Here is a 17,850-nt window from a genome sequence, read left to right as displayed (position 1 = left end):
CGCCAGGACCGCGGCGGCCGCCGCCGCGCCCGCCGCCGTCATCGTCCGAGTCCCGCGCACGGTGCCTCCCGCAGATAGCCGACCGCCCCCACCCGGCCAGTGTCGGCGGGGTGGGGGCGGGCTGCACCCGGGGCCCCGGACGCGCCGGGCGAAGGGGCTACTTGCGGGCGGAGGTGACCCGGTAGACGTCGTACACGCCCTCGACGCCGCGCACCGCCTTCAGCACGTGGCCGAGGTGCTTGGGGTCGCCCATCTCGAAGGTGAACCGGCTCATCGCGACCCGGTCGCGGGAGGTCTGCACCGCCGCGGACAGGATGTTGACGTGCTGGTCGGAGAGCACCCGGGTGACGTCCGACAGCAGGCGGGAGCGGTCCAGCGCCTCGACCTGGATGGCCACCAGGAACACCGAGGACTGGGTGGCCGCCCACTCGACGTCGATCATCCGCTCGGGCTGCTGCTGCAGGGACTCCACGTTGACGCAGTCCGCGCGGTGCACCGAGACGCCGTTGCCGCGGGTGATGAAGCCGACGATCGGGTCGCCGGGCACCGGCGTGCAGCAGCGCGCCAGCTTCACCCACACGTCGTCGACGCCCTTGACGATGATGCCCGGGTCGCCCTTGGCCCGGCGGCGCATCGAGCGCGGCTGGTGGGACGGGGTGGCGGTCTCGGCGAGGTCCTCGACCGCGCCCTCCTCGCCGCCCATCGCCTGGACCAGCTTCTGCACGATCGCCGCCGCGGCGACGTGGCCCTCGCCGATCGCCGCGTACAGCGAGGAGATGTCCGGGTAGCGCATCTCGTGGGCCAGCGTGACCAGCGAGTCCCCGGTGAGGATCCGCTGGATCGGCAGGCCCTGCTTGCGCATCGTCCGGGCGATCGCCTCCTTGCCCTGCTCGATCGCCTCCTCGCGGCGCTCCTTGGAGAACCAGGCGCGGATCTTGTTCCGGGCCCGCGGCGACTTGACGAAGCTCAGCCAGTCCCGGGACGGGCCGGCGTTCTCCGCCTTGGAGGTGAACACCTCGACGGTGTCGCCGTTCTCCAGCGTCGACTCCAGCGGCACCAGCCGGCCGTTGACCCGGGCGCCGATGCACCGGTACCCGACCTCGGTGTGCACCGCGAAGGCGAAGTCGACGGGCGTGGCCTTCGCGGGCAGCGCTATCACGTCGCCCTTCGGGGTGAAGACGAACACCTCGTTGCTGGACAGGTCGAAGCGCAGCGACTCCAGGAACTCGCTGGGGTCCTCGGTCTCCTTCTGCCAGTCCAGCAGCTGCCGCAGCCAGGCCATCTCGTTGACCGCGTCGGCCTTGTCGTGCTGCCGCCGGTGGGTCGGCGTGTCGGTGCGCACCTTGGACGCGCCGGCGACCGCCCGCTGCTTGTACTTCCAGTGCGCGGCGATGCCGTACTCGGCGCGCCGGTGCATGTCGAAGGTGCGGATCTGCAGTTCGACGGGCTTGCCGCCGGGTCCGATCACCGTCGTGTGCAGCGACTGGTACATGTTGAACTTGGGCATCGCGATGTAGTCCTTGAACCGCCCCGGCACCGGGTTCCACCGCGCGTGGATGGTGCCCAGCGCCGCGTAGCAGTCGCGGACGGTGTCGACCAGGACCCGGATGCCCACCAGGTCGTAGATCTCGGCGAAGTCCCGGCCCCGGACGATCATCTTCTGGTAGACCGAGTAGTAGTGCTTCGGCCGGCCCGTCACCTGCGCGGTGATCCGCGCCCCGCGCAGGTCGCCCTGCACCTGGTCGATGACGGTCGCCAGGTACTCGTCGCGCTTCGGGGCGCGCTCGGCCACCAACCGGACGATCTCGTCGTACATCTTGGGGTAGAGGATGGCGAACGCCAGGTCCTCCAGCTCCCACTTGATGGTGTTCATGCCCAGCCGGTGCGCCAGCGGGGCGTAGATCTCCAGCGTCTCGCGGGCCTTCTTCTCCTGCTTCTCCCGCTTCAGGTAGCGCATCGTGCGCATGTTGTGCAGCCGGTCGGCGAGCTTGATCACCAGGACCCGCGGGTCCTTGGCCATCGCGACGACCATCTTGCGGACGGTCTCCGCCTGCGCCGCCTCGCCGAACTTCACCCGGTCCAGCTTGGTGACGCCGTCCACCAGCAGCGCCACCGAGTCGCCGAAGTCGTGCCGGAGCGTCTCCAGCCCGTAGTCGGTGTCCTCCACGGTGTCGTGCAGCAGGCCCGCCATCAGCGTCGGCGCGTCCATCCCCAGCTCGGCCAGGATGGTCGCCACCGCCAGCGGGTGCGTGATGTACGGGTCGCCGCTCTTGCGCTTCTGCCCGCGGTGCCACTTCTCGGCCACCGCGTACGCCCGCTCGATGTCCTTGAGCAGGGCCGGGTCGGCCTTGGGGTCGTTGGCCCGGATCGTCCGGAACAGCGGCTCCAGGACCGGGTTGACCATCGAACTGCGCTGACCGCCCAGCCGCGCGAGGCGAGCCCGCATCCCGCCCGGCGAGGGGCGGGAACTGGCAGTCGCAGCCGTGGGCACAACCTCGTCGGGCAAGGACACTCCTACGTGCAGACGGATCAACCTTCATCGTACCGGCGGCACCACGGGCTTCCGCGATTGGCCGACCCCCCACAGCGGAAAGCCGCCCGGGAACGGAATCTGTTCCCGGACGGCTCCGACGCAGGTGGCGCTCAGACCACGACGAGGGTCTCCAGCGGCGCACCGTGCAGGTGCGGGGCGAGCTTCTCACGCCCCGTCAGGAACCCGAGCTCCATCAGCACCACGACGCCCACCAGCTCGGCGCCGGCCTCCTGGACCAGGTCCAGCGAGGCCGCGATGGTGCCGCCGGTGGCCAGCACGTCGTCGACCACCAGCACCTTCTCGCCGGGCTCGAACGCGTCGCACTGCACCTCCAGCGTCGCCGACCCGTACTCCAGGTCGTACGAGCGGGAGAACACGTCGCCGGGCAGCTTGCCCTTCTTGCGGATCGGGACGAACCCGAGTCCGGCCGTGACCGCGGCGGGGGCGGCCAGCACGAACCCCCGCGCCTCCAGGCCGACCACCTTGGTCGCGCCGAGCTCCTTCGCCCGCTCGGCCAGCGCCCGGGTCAGCGCGCCGAACGCCTCGGCGTCGGCCAGCAGGGGGGCGATGTCCTTGAACAGGACGCCCGGCTTGGGGTAGTCCTGCACGTCCCGGATCCGGCTGTTGAGCAGCTCGGTCAGGGCGGGGTCGGTGGTGGAGGTCACGGGGGTTCCTTAACGAGGCGGGGTTCAGCGCTTGCCGGACGGCCGGCCCTTGCCCCGGGCACGGCCGGTCGGCTGGTTGCGCTGTCCGACCATACCTGCCGGAACCTCCTCGTCGATCATCCCGTCCTCGCCCCGCGCCGCGGCCTCCTCGGCCGCCTTGGCCTCGGACGCGCGGCGCTGCGCGACCCGCTTGGCCAGCGCCTTCATCTCCGGAGTCTGCTCCTTGAGCTGCGCGAGCAGCGGGGTGGCGACGCAGATCGAGGAGTAGGCACCGGCGGCGAGGCCGATGAACAGGGCCAGCGAGATGTCGTTGAGGGTGCCCGCGCCCAGGATGCCGCCGCCGATGAACAGCAGGGCGGAGACCGGGAGCAGCGCGACGACCGTGGTGTTGATGGAACGCACCAGGGTCTGGTTCAGGCCGTGGTTGGCGGCCTCGCTGTAGGTGCGGCGGGACTGCTTGGTGAGGCCCTGGGTGTTCTCCTTCACGGTGTCGAAGACGACGACCGTGTCGTAGAGCGAGTAGCCGAGGATCGTCAGGAAGCCGATCACGGTGCCCGGGGTGACCTCGAAGCCGACCAGGGCGTAGACGCCGATGGTGATCAGCAGGTCGTGGATCAGCGCGACCAGGGCGGCCACCGCCATCCGCCACTCGAAGGCGATCGCCAGGTAGACGGTGACCAGGACCATGAAGACGATCAGGCCGGTCAGCGCCTTCTTGGAGATGTCGGCACCCCAGGAGGGGCCGATCACCTGGGCGTTGATGTCCTTCTCCTCGACGCCGACGGCCTGCGAGAACTCCTTGGTGAAGGTCGCCGCCGGCACCGACTCCTCGGCGCTGATCTGGACCCGGACGTCGCCCTTGTCCGTGGTCTGCACCAGCGCGGTGTTGGAGCCGGTGATCTTGTTGGCGGCGTCCTTCGCCTGGGACACCGAGAGGCCGGGCTTGTGCACGGTGTAGACCGAGCCGCCCTTGAACTCGATGCCCAGGTGCAGGCCCATGGCCAGGCCGATCGCGGCCACCAGGACGATCACGGCGGAGATCGAGTACCAGATCTTCCGCCTGCCGACGAAGTCGAACGAGACCTCGCCCTGGTAGAGGCGGTGACCGATGTTGCGGAGCGACATGGGTCAGACCTCCTGGGTCTGCTGGGAGGGGGCGGAGCGGCGGCGGGAGCCGCGGATCGGCGGCCGGGCGCCGAGTCGCTTCGGGTCCAGGCCGGACCACGGGTGACCGCTCGCGAAGAACTTGGTGCGGGCCAGCAGCGTGATCAGCGGCTTGGTGAACAGGAAGATCACCACGACGTCGAGCAGGGTGGTCAGGCCCAGCGTGAACGCGAAGCCCTGCACCTTGCCGACCGACACCAGGTACAGCACCGCGGCACACAGGAAGGACACGAAGTCCGAGACCAGGATGGTGCGCCGGGCCCGCGGCCAGGCGCGCTGCACGGCCGGGCGCAGCTGGGCGCCCTCGCGGACCTCGTCCCGGATGCGCTCGAAGTACACGATGAACGAGTCGGCGGTGATGCCGATCGCGACGATCGCGCCGCAGACCGCGGGCAGGTTCAGCGCGAAGCCGATGCCGGCGCCCAGCAGGCTCATGATCGACCAGGTCAGGACCGCCGAGACGGCCAGACCGGCGATCGAGATCAGGCCCAGGCCGCGGTAGTAGACCAGCGAGTAGACGACCACCAGCACCATGCCGATCAGACCGGCGATCAGGCCGGCCTCCAGCTGCTCGGAGCCGAGCTGCGGGGAGACGGTGGTGACGTCGCTCTTCACGAAGTCGAGCGGGAGCGCGCCGTAGCTCAGCACGTTGCCCAGCGACTTGGCGTCGTTCTGGGTGAAGGTGCCGGAGATGACCGCGCTGCCGCCGGTGATCGACTCGGAGACGTACGGGTGCGAGACCACCTGGCCGTCCAGCACGATGGCGAACTGGTTCGCCGGGGTCGGCTGGGCGGCGAGCTTGCCGGTGGTGTCCGCGAAGGCCTTGGAGCCGGCGTCGTTGAACGACAGGTCGACCATCCAGCCCTTGCCGCTCTGGGTGTCGTACACGGCCTGCGCCTTGGAGACGTCCTGGCCGTTCACGGCGACCCCGCCGAGCGCGAACTTGTACCAGATGCCCTGCTCCGCGTCGTACGAGCAGGCGACGGCCGGCGCGGACGGGTCACTGGCCTTCTGGTAGTTCTGCCGCTGCTCCTTGACCGAGCAGTCCAGCGCGGTGAACTGCTGCTGCAGCTCGGCCGGGACGGTGCCCTGGGTCAGCGCGGCGCTCATGTCGGCCGCGGAGGCCGGGGCGCTCGGGGCGGTGCCGGCACCGGCGCTCGGGGCGGCCGATCCGGTGGCGCCGGCCGAGGCGGCACCGCTCGGGGCGGTGCTCGGGTCGGCCTGCAGGGCGCCGGACAGGGCGCGGCCGGCCTTGCTGGCCGACGGGCTCGGCGCGCCGCTCGCGGAGGCGGCCGGACTGGCCGAGCCGCTGGGCGCCGTCGACGGCGCGGTGCTCGACTGCGGCTGCGGCTGGGCGCTCACGCCGGTCGGCGCGGTGGCCAGGACCGGACGGAAGTACAGCTTCGCGGTGTCACCGACCTTGTCGATGGACTGCTGCGTGTTACCACCGTCGGGGATGTTGACGATGATGTTGCTGTTGCCCTGGGTCTGGACCTCCGCCTCGGAGACGCCCATGCCGTTGACACGCTTCTGGATGATCCCGACCGCGGTGTCGAGGTTGGCCTTGTTGATCGCGGAGGGATCGTCCGACTTGGCGGTCAGCGTGACGCTGGTGCCACCGGCGAGGTCGATACCGAGACGGGGCTTGGTGAAGCCCGTCCCGAACATGAGGGCCACCAGGCCGACGGTGACCACCAGGATGAGCGCCAGCGCCCTCCCCGGGTATCCGTCGCGCGACCGCGACTTGGGTGTTGCCACCTTGTTCGTTTCTCCCTGTCCATGCCGCCCGGCGGCCACGCCCCCGGCCCCCGCGCAGGGCGGGGGCCGGAGAGCGGCGGACGCACGGCGGCCCAAGAGGTCCTGTGGGCTTGCGGCGGGTGCCGCTGGTCGGAGGGAGAGTGCCCCCCGGCCGTACTACTTGCTCTCGGGAGCCTCGGCGTCGGCCTTCGCCTCGTCCTTGGACAGGCTCAGCGGCTTCTCGTCGGCGTCCTCGACGGCCTCGACGTCCTCGGCCGACTCGTCCTCGGCCGGGCGGCCGTTGATGATCGCGTCGTACTCGAGCGGCTCCAGGACGGCCGCGATGGCGCCCTTGGTGTAGTGGGCCACCACGCCGGGAGCGACCTCGAGCTCGACCGTCTCGTCGTTGACCGCCTTGACCAGGGCGTACATGCCGCCGATGGTGCGGACGCCCGAACCCGGCTGCAGAGCGGACTGCATGCTCTGCATCTGCGCCTGCCGCTTCTTCTGCGAGCGGAACATCAGGAAGATCGCGAGGAGCGGGAGGAGGAGGATGATGAAGTTCACAGCCAGGGTCCTTTGTCGGCCACCGGTCGGGCGGCCAGTGCGTGTACGTCGGCCCGTCGGGCGAGAGGGGCGGTCCGGCGGAGTCTAGGCGACCCGCACTGAACGGACAACGCCAAGCATGCCAGTGTGCCGCCGAAAGTGGCGAGCCTTGGCATGGACATAAACCGCCGATAAGGAAGCCGAGTTACGCCTCGCCGTCCGCCCAGAGTCCGGACTGCGCCCCGCGCGGCGCCCGCACCGACTGCGGCGGAGTCATCCCGAGGTGCTGCCAGGCCGCGGCGGTGGCGATCCGCCCGCGCGGGGTGCGCGCGAGCAGTCCTTCCCTTACCAGGAACGGCTCGGCGACCTCCTCCACCGTCTCCGCCTCCTCCCCGACGGCCACCGCCAGCGTGGACAGACCCACCGGTCCGCCGCCGAACAGCTTCAGCAGCGCCTGCAGCACCGCCCGGTCCAGCCGGTCCAGTCCGCGCGCGTCAACCTCGTACACCTCCAGGGCCTGCGCGGCGATCTCGCGGGTGATCAGACCGTCGTGACGGACCTGCGCAAAATCCCTCACCCGGCGCAACAGCCGGTTGGCGATGCGCGGCGTGCCGCGCGAGCGGCCGGCGATCTCCGCCGCGCCCGCCGGGTCGATCTCGACGTCCAGCAGGCCCGCCGAACGGTGCACCACCCGCTGCAGCTCGGCCGGCGCGTAGAACTCCATGTGGCCGGTGAAGCCGAACCGGTCGCGCAGCGGCGGCGGCAGCAGGCCGGCCCGGGTGGTCGCCCCGACCAGCGTGAACGGCGGCAGCTCCAGCGGGATCGCGGTGGCCCCCGGGCCCTTGCCGACGATCACGTCGACCCGGAAGTCCTCCATCGCCATGTACAGCATCTCCTCGGCGGGCCGGGACATCCGGTGGATCTCGTCGAGGAACAGCACCTCGCCCTCGGTCAGCGAGGACAGGATCGCCGCCAGGTCGCCCGCGTGCTGGATCGCCGGGCCGGAGGTGATCCGGATCGGCGCGTTCAGCTCCGCCGCGATGATCATCGACAGCGTGGTCTTGCCCAGTCCGGGCGGGCCGCTCAGCAGCACGTGGTCCGGTGCGGCGCCGCGCTGGCGGGCCGCCTGCAGCACCAGCGAGAGCTGCTCGCGCACCCGCTCCTGGCCGATGAACTCCTCCAGCAGCCGCGGCCGCAGCGCCGCCTCCACCGCCTGGTCCTCGCCGTCGGCGGACGCCGTCACCAGGCGGTCAACGGGCTCGGACTCGTACGGACTCATCGGAAACGGCTCCCCATTTGTCGACTTGGTGACGGATCGTCACCGCGGTGGCGGTGGTGCTCAGCGGGCCCGGTTCAGGCCGCGCAGCGCGAGGCGCAGCAGCGCGCCCACGTCCGGCACGGCCTGCGCCTCGGCGTCCGGCGTCACCCGGGAGACCGCCTCGTCCGCCTCCCGCGGAGCGTAGCCCAGGCCCACCAGCGCCGAGTGCAGCTGCTCGTGCCAGGGCGCGGGGCCGGACGCGACCGGCTTCTGCGCCGGCACCGTGCCGTGCGGGGCGCCCAGCTTGTCCTTGTACTCCAGCAGCAGCTTCGCCGCCTTCGCCTTGCCGATGCCCGGCACCGCGATCAGCGCCTTCTCGTCACCGGCCGCCACCGCGACCCGCAGCGCCTCCGGCGAGTGCACGCCCAGGATCGCCTGCGCCAGCTTCGGCCCGACGCCCGGCGCCGCCTGCAGCACCTCGAACGTCGCCCGCTCGTCGTCGTCCGCGAAGCCGAACAGGGTCAGCGAGTCCTCCCGGACCACCAGCGAGGTCGCCAGCCGCGCCACCTCCCCCACCCGCAGCGCGGCCAGCGTGGACGGCGTGCACTGCACCGCCATCCCCACTCCCCCGACCTCCACCACGGCCACCCCGGCCCCCACCGCGGCGACGGGCCCCTGCACAAAGGCGATCATGGCCGCCCCACTTCCTTCTCTGGTGAACGTGGGCCCCGTCAGGGGCGCGAGGAACTGCGCGGGCGACCCGGCACTCTGCCGTACGCCGCCCGGGGTGCACTTGCCTGCTGCTCGGGCGGATCCTCCGTGGAGGGGGTGTGCCACGTGCCGCTCTGGTGCGCACGGATCGCCGCCGTCAGGCGGTTGGTGGTGCCGCCGCGCCAGATGTGACAGATCGCCAGCGCCAGGGCGTCGGCGGCGTCGGCGGGCTTGGGCGGGGCGTCGAGCCGGAGTATCCGGGTGACCATGGCGGTGACCTGCGCCTTGTCCGCCCGGCCGGAGCCGGTGACGGCGGCCTTGACCTCGCTGGGCGTGTGCAGCGTGACGGGGATGCCGCGCCGCGTCGCGCAGAGCACGGCGACGGCGGAGGCCTGCGCGGTGCCCATCACGGTGCGGACGTTGTGCTGCGCGAACACCCGCTCGACGGCGACGAGTTCGGGCGAGTAGCGGTCGAGCCACTCCTCCAGCCCGCGCTCGACGGCGAGCAGGCGCGGCCCGAGCTCGTCGCCCGGCGGTGTCCGCACGACGCCGACGCCGAGCATCGCCAGCTGCCGCCCGGGCAGTCCGTCGACGACCCCGACGCCGCACCTGGTCAGCCCAGGGTCCACACCCAGTACCCGCACGTGCCCGCCCCACCTCTCTCCGACCTGCGAAGGCTACCCCCGACCACGGACAACCGGCCCCGGACACGCCTCCGCCCGGCGGCCGCGAGCAGCCACCGGGCGGGGGACGCCGGGAACGGGACTCAGGCGTCCAGCTCGGCCATGATCTCGTCCGAGACGTCGAAGTTGGCGAAGACGTTCTGCACGTCGTCGCTGTCCTCCAGGGCGTCGATCAGCTTGAAGATCTTGCGGGCGCCCTCGGCGTCCAGCTCGACCTGCATGCTGGGGACGAAGTTGGCGTCGGCGGAGTCGTAGTCGACGCCGGCGTCGACCAGCGCGGTGCGGACCGCGACCATGTCGGTGGCCTCGGAGATCACCTCGAAGGCCTCGCCGAGGTCGTTGACCTCTTCGGCACCGGCGTCCAGGACGATGTCCAGGACCTTGTCCTCGTCCACGCCGTCGGCCTTGGGGACGATCACGACGCCCTTGCGGTTGAACAGGTACGACACCGAGCCCGGGTCGGCCATGCTGCCGCCGTTGCGGGTCATCGCGACGCGGACGTCGGAGGCCGCGCGGTTGCGGTTGTCGGTGAGGCACTCGATCAGGACGGCCACGCCGTTCGGGCCGTAGCCCTCGTACATGATCGTCGAGTAGTCGGCGCCGCCGGCCTCCGCGCCGGAGCCGCGCTTGACGGCCCGGTTGATGTTGTCGATCGGGACGGAGCTCTTCTTCGCCTTCTGGATGGCGTCGTAGAGCGTCGGGTTGCCGGCGGGGTCGCCGCCGCCGGTGCGCGCCGCCACCTCGATGTTCTTGATCATCTTGGCGAAGAGCTTGCCGCGCTTGGCGTCGATCGCGGCCTTCTTGTGCTTGGTGGTAGCCCACTTAGAGTGGCCGGACATCGCCAGCTCCTTTTCGTCGCCAATGGGAAATGAACAGGGGAGATCCTACCGGTGCCGCACTGCGGGGTGGCACACGGTCACCGCGCCGCGGCTACTGCGCGGCGGCCTCGACCATCCGCACGAAGTACTCGTGGACGCGGTGGTCGCCGGTCAGCTCCGGGTGGAAGGAGGTGGCCAGCAGGTTGCCCTGGCGGACCGCCACGATCCGGGCGTCCGGGCCGTCGGCGGCCGGCACCTCGGCGAGCACCTCGACGCCCGCGCCGACCGACTCGACCCAGGGCGCGCGGATGAAGACGCCGGTGACCGGGTCGCCGGGCATGCCGGCGAACGGGATCGCGGTCTCGAAGGACTCGTTCTGCCGGCCGAAGGCGTTCCGGCGGACCGTCATGTCGATGCCGCCGACGGTCTCCTGGTCATCCCGGCCGTCCAGGATCTTGTCCGCCAGCATGATCATGCCGGCGCAGGTGCCGTAGACCGGCATGCCGGCCCGGACGCGCTCGCGCAGCGGGTCCATCAGGCCGAACAGCACCGCCAGCTTGGAGATGGTGGTGGACTCGCCGCCGGGCATCACCAGGGCGTCGACCTCGGCGAGCTCCTCGGGGCGGCGGACCGGCCGGGCCAGCGCGTCGGCGGCGGCCAGCGCCACCAGGTGCTCACGGACGTCGCCCTGCAGCGCGAGGACGCCGATGGTGGGGGTGCTCACGGTCACTACCTCTTCGATGTCGAACTACGGGCCGGGAAAGCCCACGGAGCGGCCCGCCGCGCCGATTGCTCGCGCGGCGGGCCGAGGGGGGCCGGAACGGCCCCGGGGCTCACCAGCCGCGGTTGGCGTAGCGCTCGGACTCCGGCAGGGTGTCGCAGTTGATGCCGACCATGGCCTCGCCCAGGTTGCGGGAGGCGTCCGCGATGATCTTCGGGTCGTCGAAGAAGGTGGTGGCCTTCACGATGGCGGCGGCACGCTTGGCCGGGTCGCCCGACTTGAAGATGCCGGAGCCGACGAACACGCCCTCGGCGCCGAGCTGGCGCATCAGCGCGGCGTCGGCCGGGGTGGCCACGCCACCGGCGGAGAACAGCACGACCGGCAGCTTGCCGAGCTCGGCGACCTCGCGGACCAGCTCGTACGGGGCGCGCAGCTCCTTGGCGGCGGCGTACAGCTCGTTGTTGTCGAAGCCGCGCAGCTTGGCGATCTCGTTCTTGATCTGGCGCAGGTGGCGGACGGCCTCGACGACGTTGCCGGTGCCGGCCTCGCCCTTGGAGCGGATCATGGCCGCGCCCTCGGCGATCCGGCGCAGGGCCTCGCCCAGGTTGGTGGCGCCGCAGACGAAGGGGGTGGTGAACGCCCACTTGTCGGAGTGGTTGATCTCGTCGGCCGGGGTGAGCACCTCGGACTCGTCGATGTAGTCGACGCCCAGCGACTGCAGGACCTGGGCCTCGACGAAGTGGCCGATGCGGGACTTGGCCATCACCGGGATGGAGACCGCGCCGATGATCTCCTCGATCATGTTCGGGTCGGACATCCGGGCCACGCCGCCGTCCTTGCGGATGTCGGCGGGGACGCGCTCCAGGGCCATCACGGCGACCGCGCCGGCGTCCTCGGCGATCTTCGCCTGCTCGGCGTTGACCACGTCCATGATCACACCGCCCTTGAGCTGCTCGGCCATGCCGCGCTTGACCCGGGCGGTGCCGATCTGCGGCTGGTCTGCGGTGGTGGGGGTGGTGGACACGTAAGACCTCACTCAGGAATGAACCGGTGCTATCGACCTATCGTAGGCCCGAGAGGGTCCGGACCCATACGCCACATGGTCCAGCGCCGCTCGCGGCATACGACAATCAGGCCAGCGCACCGGGGGCGGCGGACGGTGGTGAAAAGCAGCGCCTAGCCTACGCGGGCGCGCCCTCCGGGGTGAGGGCAACCGGCGGCTCGTCGTCCATCTCGAAGGCCATCGGGAACGGCGCCCGCCCCGCCAGCCGGAAGTAGCGCACCAGCCGGTGCTCGCGCACCGCCCGGGCCGCCCGCACCGCGTCGTTGTGGAAGCGCCGCGCCATCGGCACCCGGCGCACCGCCTCCACCAGCTCGCGCACCGCGTCCTCGCCGCCGGGCGCCGCCCGCACCGCCGCGACCTGCTCCGGCTCGTCCAGCACCGCGCGCAGCGCCTCGCTCAGCTCGCTCTCCGCCACCTCGCGCTGCTCGTCCTGCGCCTGCCGGGCCCCGTGCGCGGCCTCCAGCAGCAGGATCGACGCGGCCGGGTCCAGCAGCGAGGAGGTGGCCAGCTCCATCGCCACCGACGCCCGGCGCAGCAGCTGGGCGTCCAGCGAGGCGCGGGCGGCGTCGATCCGGGCGTGCAACCGGTCGAGCCTGCCCGCCGTCCAGCTCAGGTAGACGGCGAACAGTGCGACGGCCGCGAGGGCCCAGATCCAGGTAGTCACGGGGCGTTACGGTACCGGCTCAGCCGCCGAACGACGCCGAGCGGTAGGACTCCCGGTCGGTCTCCCAGATCGACACGGTCGCCTGCACCGCCCCCGGATCCGCGCCCAGGTACTCCGGCAGCGCGGCCAGCACCGCCTCGGCGAGCGCCGCCTTGGCGTGCGGGGTCCGCCCCGGGAAGATCTCGAAATCGATCGCCACCAGCGCGAACGTCTCGGCGTCCGCGCCGATCACCGCCTCCTCGGTGCGCCGGAAGCGGGTCTTGCAGCCCTCCGGCTTGGCGTCGATCAGCTTCACCGCCAGCCGGTTCAGGGCCAGCCCGAAGCCGCGCCGGTCGAAGCAGTCGGCGAGCCGGTCGGTGTAGTCGACGGTGATCAGCGGCATGGTGGTACCTCTCGCGAGCAGGGTTCAGCGGCCAGGACGCAGGTGGCGGCCGGACGGTTCGGCCTCGGCGACCGGCGGACGGCCGTCGGTGACCGTCTCGTACACCGACAGCACCTCCGCGCCGACGGTCTCCCAGTCGAACCGCCGCACGTGCCGCGACGCGGCCTCGCGCAGCGCCAGCAGCCGCTCGGGGCTGCCCAGCAGCTTGACCGCGGAGGCGGCCAGCGCGTCCGCGTCCTCGACCGGGAACAGCTCGCCGGCCGCGCCGCCGTCCAGCACCTGGCGGAACGCGTCCAGGTCGCTGGCCAGCACCGGCGCACCCGCCGACATCGCCTCGACCAGGATGATGCCGAACGACTCGCCGCCGGTGTTCGGCGCCACGTACAGGTCGACGCTGCGCAGCAGCCGCGCCTTGTCCCGGTCGGACACCATGCCGAGGAACTCGACCTGTGCGCGCACCTCCGGCGCCAGGCCCGCCACCGCCTCCTCCTCGTCGCCCTTGCCGGCCACCAGCAGCCGGACCCCGGGGCGCTCGGCGAGGATCCGCGGCAGCGCCGCCAGCAGCGTCGGCAGGCCCTTGCGCGGCTCGTTGATCCGGCCGATGAAGCCGATGGTGCCCGGCCCGCCCCCGGCCGCGCCGCCCTGCCACCTCGGGTCGGGCTCGGCGTCCGCGAAGAACCGCACGTCCACGCCGTTCGGGATCACCACCGCGTCGCCGCCCAGGTGCTCGACCAGGGTGCGCCGCGCGTACTCCGACACCGCGATCCGCGCCGACATCTTCTCCAGGCCCGGCTGCAGGATCGGCGACGCCGCGATCATCGCCCGCGACCGCGGGTTCGACGTGTGGAACGTCCCCACCATCGGCCCGGACGCCGCCCACGCCGCCAGCATCGACAGCGACGGCGAGTTCGGCTCGTGCACGTGCAGGATGTCGAACCGGCCCTCCCGCAGCCAGCGCCGCACCCGGGCCGCCGACAGGAAGCCGAAGCTCAGCCGCGCCACCGACCCGTTGTACGGCACCGCGACGGCCCGCCCCGCCGACACCACGTACGGCGGCAGCGCCTCCTCGTCCTCCGCCGGGGCCAGCACCGACACCTCGTGGCCCAGCCGGATCAGGTGCTCGGCCAAGTCCCGGATGTGGAACTGCACACCGCCCGGCACGTCCCAGTCGTACGGGCAGACCACGCCGATCCTCACGACTCCGCCCTCCGCGGCGTCAGGTCCGCCAGCCACAGCTTCTGCAGCATGTGCCAGTCCACCGAGTGCTCGCGGATCGCCTCCGCCCACACGTCGGCCGTCGCCTGCGTCATCGCCGCGACCTGCTCCTGCCGCTCGCCCACGCCCGACGGCACCACCTCCGGGTGCACCTCCGCGCGCAGCAGCGGCCCGTCGTACCAGAGCGACACCGGGAACAGCGCCGCGCCGGTGCGCTGCGCGAGCAGCGCCGGACCGGCCGGCATCCGGGTCGGCTCGCCGAAGAAGTCCACCGGGATCCCGGCCGCCGACAGGTCCCGGTCGCCGACCAGGCAGACCAGCTTGCCGTCCCGCAGCCGCCGCGCCAGCGTCCCCACCACCGACACGTCGGAGCCGGTCAGCGCCAGCACCTCCATGCCCAGGCTCTCCCGGTACGCCACGAACCGGTCGAACAGCGACTCCGGCTTCAGCCGCTCCGCGACCGTGGTGAACCGGAACCCGCCGGCGGACGCGATCCACGCCCCCGCCAGGTCCCAGTTCGCCATGTGCGGCAGCGCCAGCACCGCGCCGCGCCCCGCCGCCATCGCCTCGTTCAGCTGCTCCAGGCCCTTGACCTGCATGCCCGCGGCGATCCGCTCCGGGCTCCAGGTGGACAGCCGGAACGACTCCATCCAGTACCGCAGGTACGACCGCATCCCGGCCCGCGACAGCTCCCGCAGCCGCGCCGCGTCCGCGTCCGGGTGGACCCGGGCCAGGTTGGCCTCCAACTGCCGCACCCCCTTGCCCTGCCGCCGCCACGCCACGTCGGCGATGACGTTGAACAGGCCGCGGGCCACCGGCTCCGGCAGGTGCTTCAGCCCCGCCCAGCCGGCCGCGTAGGCCGTGTCGACCAACCGTTCCCTCACTTGACCCCCTCGGCGGCGCCCGCCGCCTCCAGCTCCGCCGACTCCCGGCGCACCGTCAGCATCCGCTGCGCCACCGTCACGAGGCTGCCCGCCGCGACCACCCACAGGGCGATCGGCAGCAGCCACTCGATGTACGGCACCCCGAACTTGTGCAGGCCCGCGAAGCCGGCCGCCACCAGGCTGATCACCAGCCGCTCGGCCCGTTCCACCAGCCCCGAGACGTTCACCGGGAAGCCCAGCGACTCGCCGCGCGCCTTGGTGTACGACACCACCTGGCCGCTCGCCAGACAGAAGATCGACACCCCGCACAGGATGTCGTTGTCGCCCTTCCCCGCGTACCACATCGCCAGACCGCCGAAGATCGCCGCATCGGCGACCCGGTCGAGCGTGGAGTCCAGGAACGCCCCCCACTTGCTGGACCGGCCCGCCTGGCGGGCCATGTTCCCGTCCACCAGGTCGGAGAAGATGAACAGCGTGATGGTGATCGTGCCCCAGAAGAACTCCCCGCGCGGGAAGAACACCAGGGCGCCCGCCACCGAGCCGGCCGTTCCGATCAGCGTGACCGCATCCGGACTGACACCCCACCGCAGCAGCATCGCCGCGAACGGGGTGAGGACACGTGTGAAGAAGCCACGCGCGTACTTGTTGAGCATGGCCTTCCGGTCCGCTCCGCTCCTCGGATTGGCGCCCGCGAGCCGCTTGCCCGCCGGGCGGCCGCGCGGATGGCCCCGCCCGGCTGGACAATGGTATCCACGCTGATCGAGCGGCAGGAGGCCAGCCATGCCGGACCGGACAGCCCACTCCCCGAGCACGCCCGCCGACCGACCCGGCCGGCTCCGCAACATCGCCCTGGTAGGGGCAGGCGGAGTCGGCAAGACCACCCTCGCGGAAGCACTCGCCGTCGCCGCCGGCGCCCTGACCAGACCGGGCACCGTCCCCGACGGCACCACCGCCGCCGACTGGGAGGACATAGAGCACCAGCAGCAGCGCTCCGTGCAGTTCGCGCTCCTCCCGCTCCCCTGGCAGGACCTGACCGTCAACGTCCTCGACGCGCCCGGCTACGCCGACTTCGCCGGCGAGCTGTACGCCGCCCTGCGCGCCGCCGAGGCCGCCGTCTTCGTCCACTCCGCCGCCGACGAGAGCGTTCCCCGCCCCGTCCGGGCGCTCTGGCAGCAGTGCGAGGAGGCCCGCCTCCCCCGCGCCGTCGCCCTCACCCACCTCAACACCGCCCGGGTCCGCCTCGACGACGTGCTGCGGATGCTCCAGGACACCCTGGGCACCCCCGACACCGTCCGCCTGCTGCACCACCCGGACCTGCGCGACGGCCACCTGCACGGCACCACCGACCTGCTCACCGGCCGCGCCTACGGCAAACCGGACGACCCCGGCGACCTCACCGCCGAGCGCGCCCGCCTGGTCGAGGCCCTGGCCGGCGAGGACGACACGCTGATGCAGCGCTACCTCGACGGCGCCGAGCTCGACACCGCCGCCCTCACCGCCGGCCTGCGCCGCGAGGTCCTGGCCGGCACCCTGCACCCCGTCCTCGCCACCGCCCCCGACGGCACCGGCTGCGACGCCCTGCTCGACCTGGTCGCCGCCGCCTTCCCCTCCCCCGCCGACCGCTCCGACGGCCTCCCCGCCGCCGACCCCGACGCCCCCTTCGCCGCCCAGGTCGTCCAGACCGGCGAGGACCCCTACCTCGGGCGCCTCAGCCTGCTACGGATCTTCACCGGCACCCTGCGCCCCGACACCGCCGCCCACCTCCCCGACGGCACCGAGGAGCGCCTCACCGCCCTGCACAGCCCGTTCGGCCACCAGCTGCGCCCCGTCCCGCAGGCCGTCGCCGGCGACCTCGTCACGGTCGCCAAACTGGCCGCCGCCCGCACCGGGGACACGCTCGCCGCCGACAGCACCGTGCTGCCGCCCTGGCCGCTGCCCGAGGCCCTGCTGCCCACCGCCGTCCGGGCCCGCTCCAAGGCCGACGAGGACAAGCTCTCCCAGGCCCTCGCCCGGCTCGCCGCCCAGGACCCGGCGCTGCGCGTCGAACAGAACCCCGACACGCACCAGCTCGTCCTGTGGTGCACCGGCGAGGCCCACCTCGCCGTCACCCTCGACCGGCTCACCGCCCGGCACGGCGTCCACGTCGAGACCGTCCCGTACGAGGTGGCGCTCCGCGAGACCTTCGCCGCCCCCGCCGACGGGCACGGCCGGCACGTCAAACAGTCCGGCGGACACGGCCAGTACGCGATCTGCGACCTCACCGTCGAACCGCTGCCCGGCGGCGGCTTCGAGTTCGTCGACCGGGTCGTGGGCGGCGCCGTCCCCCGGCACTTCGTCCCGTCCGTCGAGAAGGGCGTCCGCGCCCAGCTCGCCCAAGGCCTGCACGGCCACCCGATGACCGACGTCCGGGTCACCCTCACCGACGGCAAGGCGCACTCCGTCGACTCCTCGGACGCCGCCTTCCAGACCGCCGCCCAACTCGCCCTCAAGGAAGCCGCCGAGCACACCGACGTCCGCGTGCTGGAACCGGTCGACGAGGTCCGCGTCCTGCTGCCCGACGAATACCAGGGCGCCGTCCTCACCGACCTGTCCGCGCGCCGGGGCCACGTGCTCGGCACCGAGATCGGCGGGCCGGGCCTGAGCCTGGTCCGCGCCGAAGTCCCCGAACTCGAACTCACCCGCTATCCGCTCGACCTGCGCTCGCTGTCGCACGGAACCGGCCGGTTCACCCGCAGCTACCTGCGCCACGCCCCCATGCCCGCCCACCTCGCCGCCCGGTACGTCACCGCGGGCTGACGGGGCGTCA

The 17,850-nt window shown here is 72.3% G+C and carries 17 protein-coding genes; 1 reads left to right on the top strand and 16 read right to left on the bottom strand.

Annotation, left to right across the window (positions count from 1 at the left end; translation table 11 throughout):
- Positions 1–157: 157 nt before the first annotated feature.
- The 16 genes from ACFV1L_RS34240 to pgsA form a co-directional block, all read right to left on the bottom strand.
- Positions 158–2,446 carry a RelA/SpoT family protein gene (locus tag ACFV1L_RS34240; protein WP_380373635.1) on the bottom strand — a complete coding sequence of 763 codons (2,289 nt, stop codon included), beginning with the start codon at positions 2,444–2,446 and terminating at the stop codon, positions 158–160.
- 197 nt (positions 2,447–2,643) lie between these two features.
- Positions 2,644–3,198 (bottom strand): adenine phosphoribosyltransferase, encoded by a 555-nt coding sequence (locus ACFV1L_RS34235; protein ID WP_380373632.1) that lies wholly within the window; start codon positions 3,196–3,198, stop codon positions 2,644–2,646.
- A gap of 24 nt (positions 3,199–3,222) precedes the next feature.
- Positions 3,223–4,323, bottom strand: coding sequence for a protein translocase subunit SecF (gene secF / locus ACFV1L_RS34230; RefSeq protein ID WP_380373629.1), 1,101 nt, complete (start codon positions 4,321–4,323; stop codon positions 3,223–3,225).
- Positions 4,324–4,326: 3 nt separating this feature from the next.
- Positions 4,327–6,120, bottom strand: coding sequence for a protein translocase subunit SecD (gene secD / locus ACFV1L_RS34225; protein WP_380373627.1), 1,794 nt, complete (start codon positions 6,118–6,120; stop codon positions 4,327–4,329).
- A 156-nt stretch (positions 6,121–6,276) separates the two neighbouring features.
- Complete coding sequence (gene yajC, locus ACFV1L_RS34220) at positions 6,277–6,666, bottom strand: preprotein translocase subunit YajC (RefSeq protein ID WP_380373625.1); 390 nt, start codon at positions 6,664–6,666, stop codon at positions 6,277–6,279.
- 184 nt (positions 6,667–6,850) lie between these two features.
- Positions 6,851–7,924, bottom strand: a complete 1,074-nt coding sequence (gene ruvB, locus ACFV1L_RS34215) for a Holliday junction branch migration DNA helicase RuvB (RefSeq protein ID WP_380373623.1) — start codon at positions 7,922–7,924, stop codon at positions 6,851–6,853.
- A gap of 60 nt (positions 7,925–7,984) precedes the next feature.
- A complete protein-coding gene (gene ruvA / locus ACFV1L_RS34210; protein WP_380373620.1) occupies positions 7,985–8,596 on the bottom strand; it encodes a Holliday junction branch migration protein RuvA in 612 nt (203 codons plus the stop codon).
- 38 nt (positions 8,597–8,634) lie between these two features.
- Entirely contained in the window at positions 8,635–9,258 is a 624-nt protein-coding gene (gene ruvC, locus ACFV1L_RS34205; protein ID WP_380373618.1) for a crossover junction endodeoxyribonuclease RuvC, read from the bottom strand.
- Between the two features lie 122 nt (positions 9,259–9,380).
- On the bottom strand, positions 9,381–10,136 hold the full coding sequence (locus ACFV1L_RS34200; protein ID WP_035860092.1) for a YebC/PmpR family DNA-binding transcriptional regulator: 756 nt from the start codon (positions 10,134–10,136) through the stop codon (positions 9,381–9,383).
- A gap of 91 nt (positions 10,137–10,227) precedes the next feature.
- Positions 10,228–10,839, bottom strand: a complete 612-nt coding sequence (gene pdxT, locus ACFV1L_RS34195) for a pyridoxal 5'-phosphate synthase glutaminase subunit PdxT (RefSeq protein WP_380373615.1) — start codon at positions 10,837–10,839, stop codon at positions 10,228–10,230.
- Between the two features lie 109 nt (positions 10,840–10,948).
- The gene (gene pdxS, locus ACFV1L_RS34190; protein ID WP_380373612.1) at positions 10,949–11,860 is read right to left on the bottom strand and encodes a pyridoxal 5'-phosphate synthase lyase subunit PdxS; all 912 of its coding nucleotides are present in this window, start codon (positions 11,858–11,860) and stop codon (positions 10,949–10,951) included.
- Positions 11,861–12,017: 157 nt separating this feature from the next.
- A complete protein-coding gene (locus tag ACFV1L_RS34185; RefSeq protein ID WP_380373609.1) occupies positions 12,018–12,563 on the bottom strand; it encodes a hypothetical protein in 546 nt (181 codons plus the stop codon).
- 19 nt (positions 12,564–12,582) lie between these two features.
- A complete protein-coding gene (locus ACFV1L_RS34180) occupies positions 12,583–12,945 on the bottom strand; it encodes an isomerase (protein WP_380373607.1) in 363 nt (120 codons plus the stop codon).
- 24 nt (positions 12,946–12,969) lie between these two features.
- Complete coding sequence (locus ACFV1L_RS34175) at positions 12,970–14,142, bottom strand: glycosyltransferase family 4 protein (protein ID WP_380373604.1); 1,173 nt, start codon at positions 14,140–14,142, stop codon at positions 12,970–12,972.
- Positions 14,139–15,044, bottom strand: coding sequence for a phosphatidylinositol mannoside acyltransferase (locus ACFV1L_RS34170; protein ID WP_380373601.1), 906 nt, complete (start codon positions 15,042–15,044; stop codon positions 14,139–14,141). Before ACFV1L_RS34170 ends, ACFV1L_RS34175 begins: the two co-directional genes overlap by 4 nt.
- A complete protein-coding gene (gene pgsA, locus ACFV1L_RS34165; RefSeq protein WP_380373598.1) occupies positions 15,041–15,697 on the bottom strand; it encodes a phosphatidylinositol phosphate synthase in 657 nt (218 codons plus the stop codon). Before pgsA ends, ACFV1L_RS34170 begins: the two co-directional genes overlap by 4 nt.
- A 127-nt stretch (positions 15,698–15,824) precedes the next feature.
- Between pgsA and ACFV1L_RS34160 the strand changes: the two genes are divergently transcribed.
- Positions 15,825–17,840 (top strand): elongation factor G, encoded by a 2,016-nt coding sequence (locus tag ACFV1L_RS34160; RefSeq protein WP_380373596.1) that lies wholly within the window; start codon positions 15,825–15,827, stop codon positions 17,838–17,840.
- Positions 17,841–17,850: the final 10 nt, after the last annotated feature.

This window comes from Kitasatospora sp. NPDC059646 (genome assembly GCF_042734615.1).
Classification (GTDB): Bacteria; Actinomycetota; Actinomycetes; order Streptomycetales; family Streptomycetaceae; genus Kitasatospora.
This window is presented reverse-complemented; position numbering and strand designations above follow the sequence as displayed.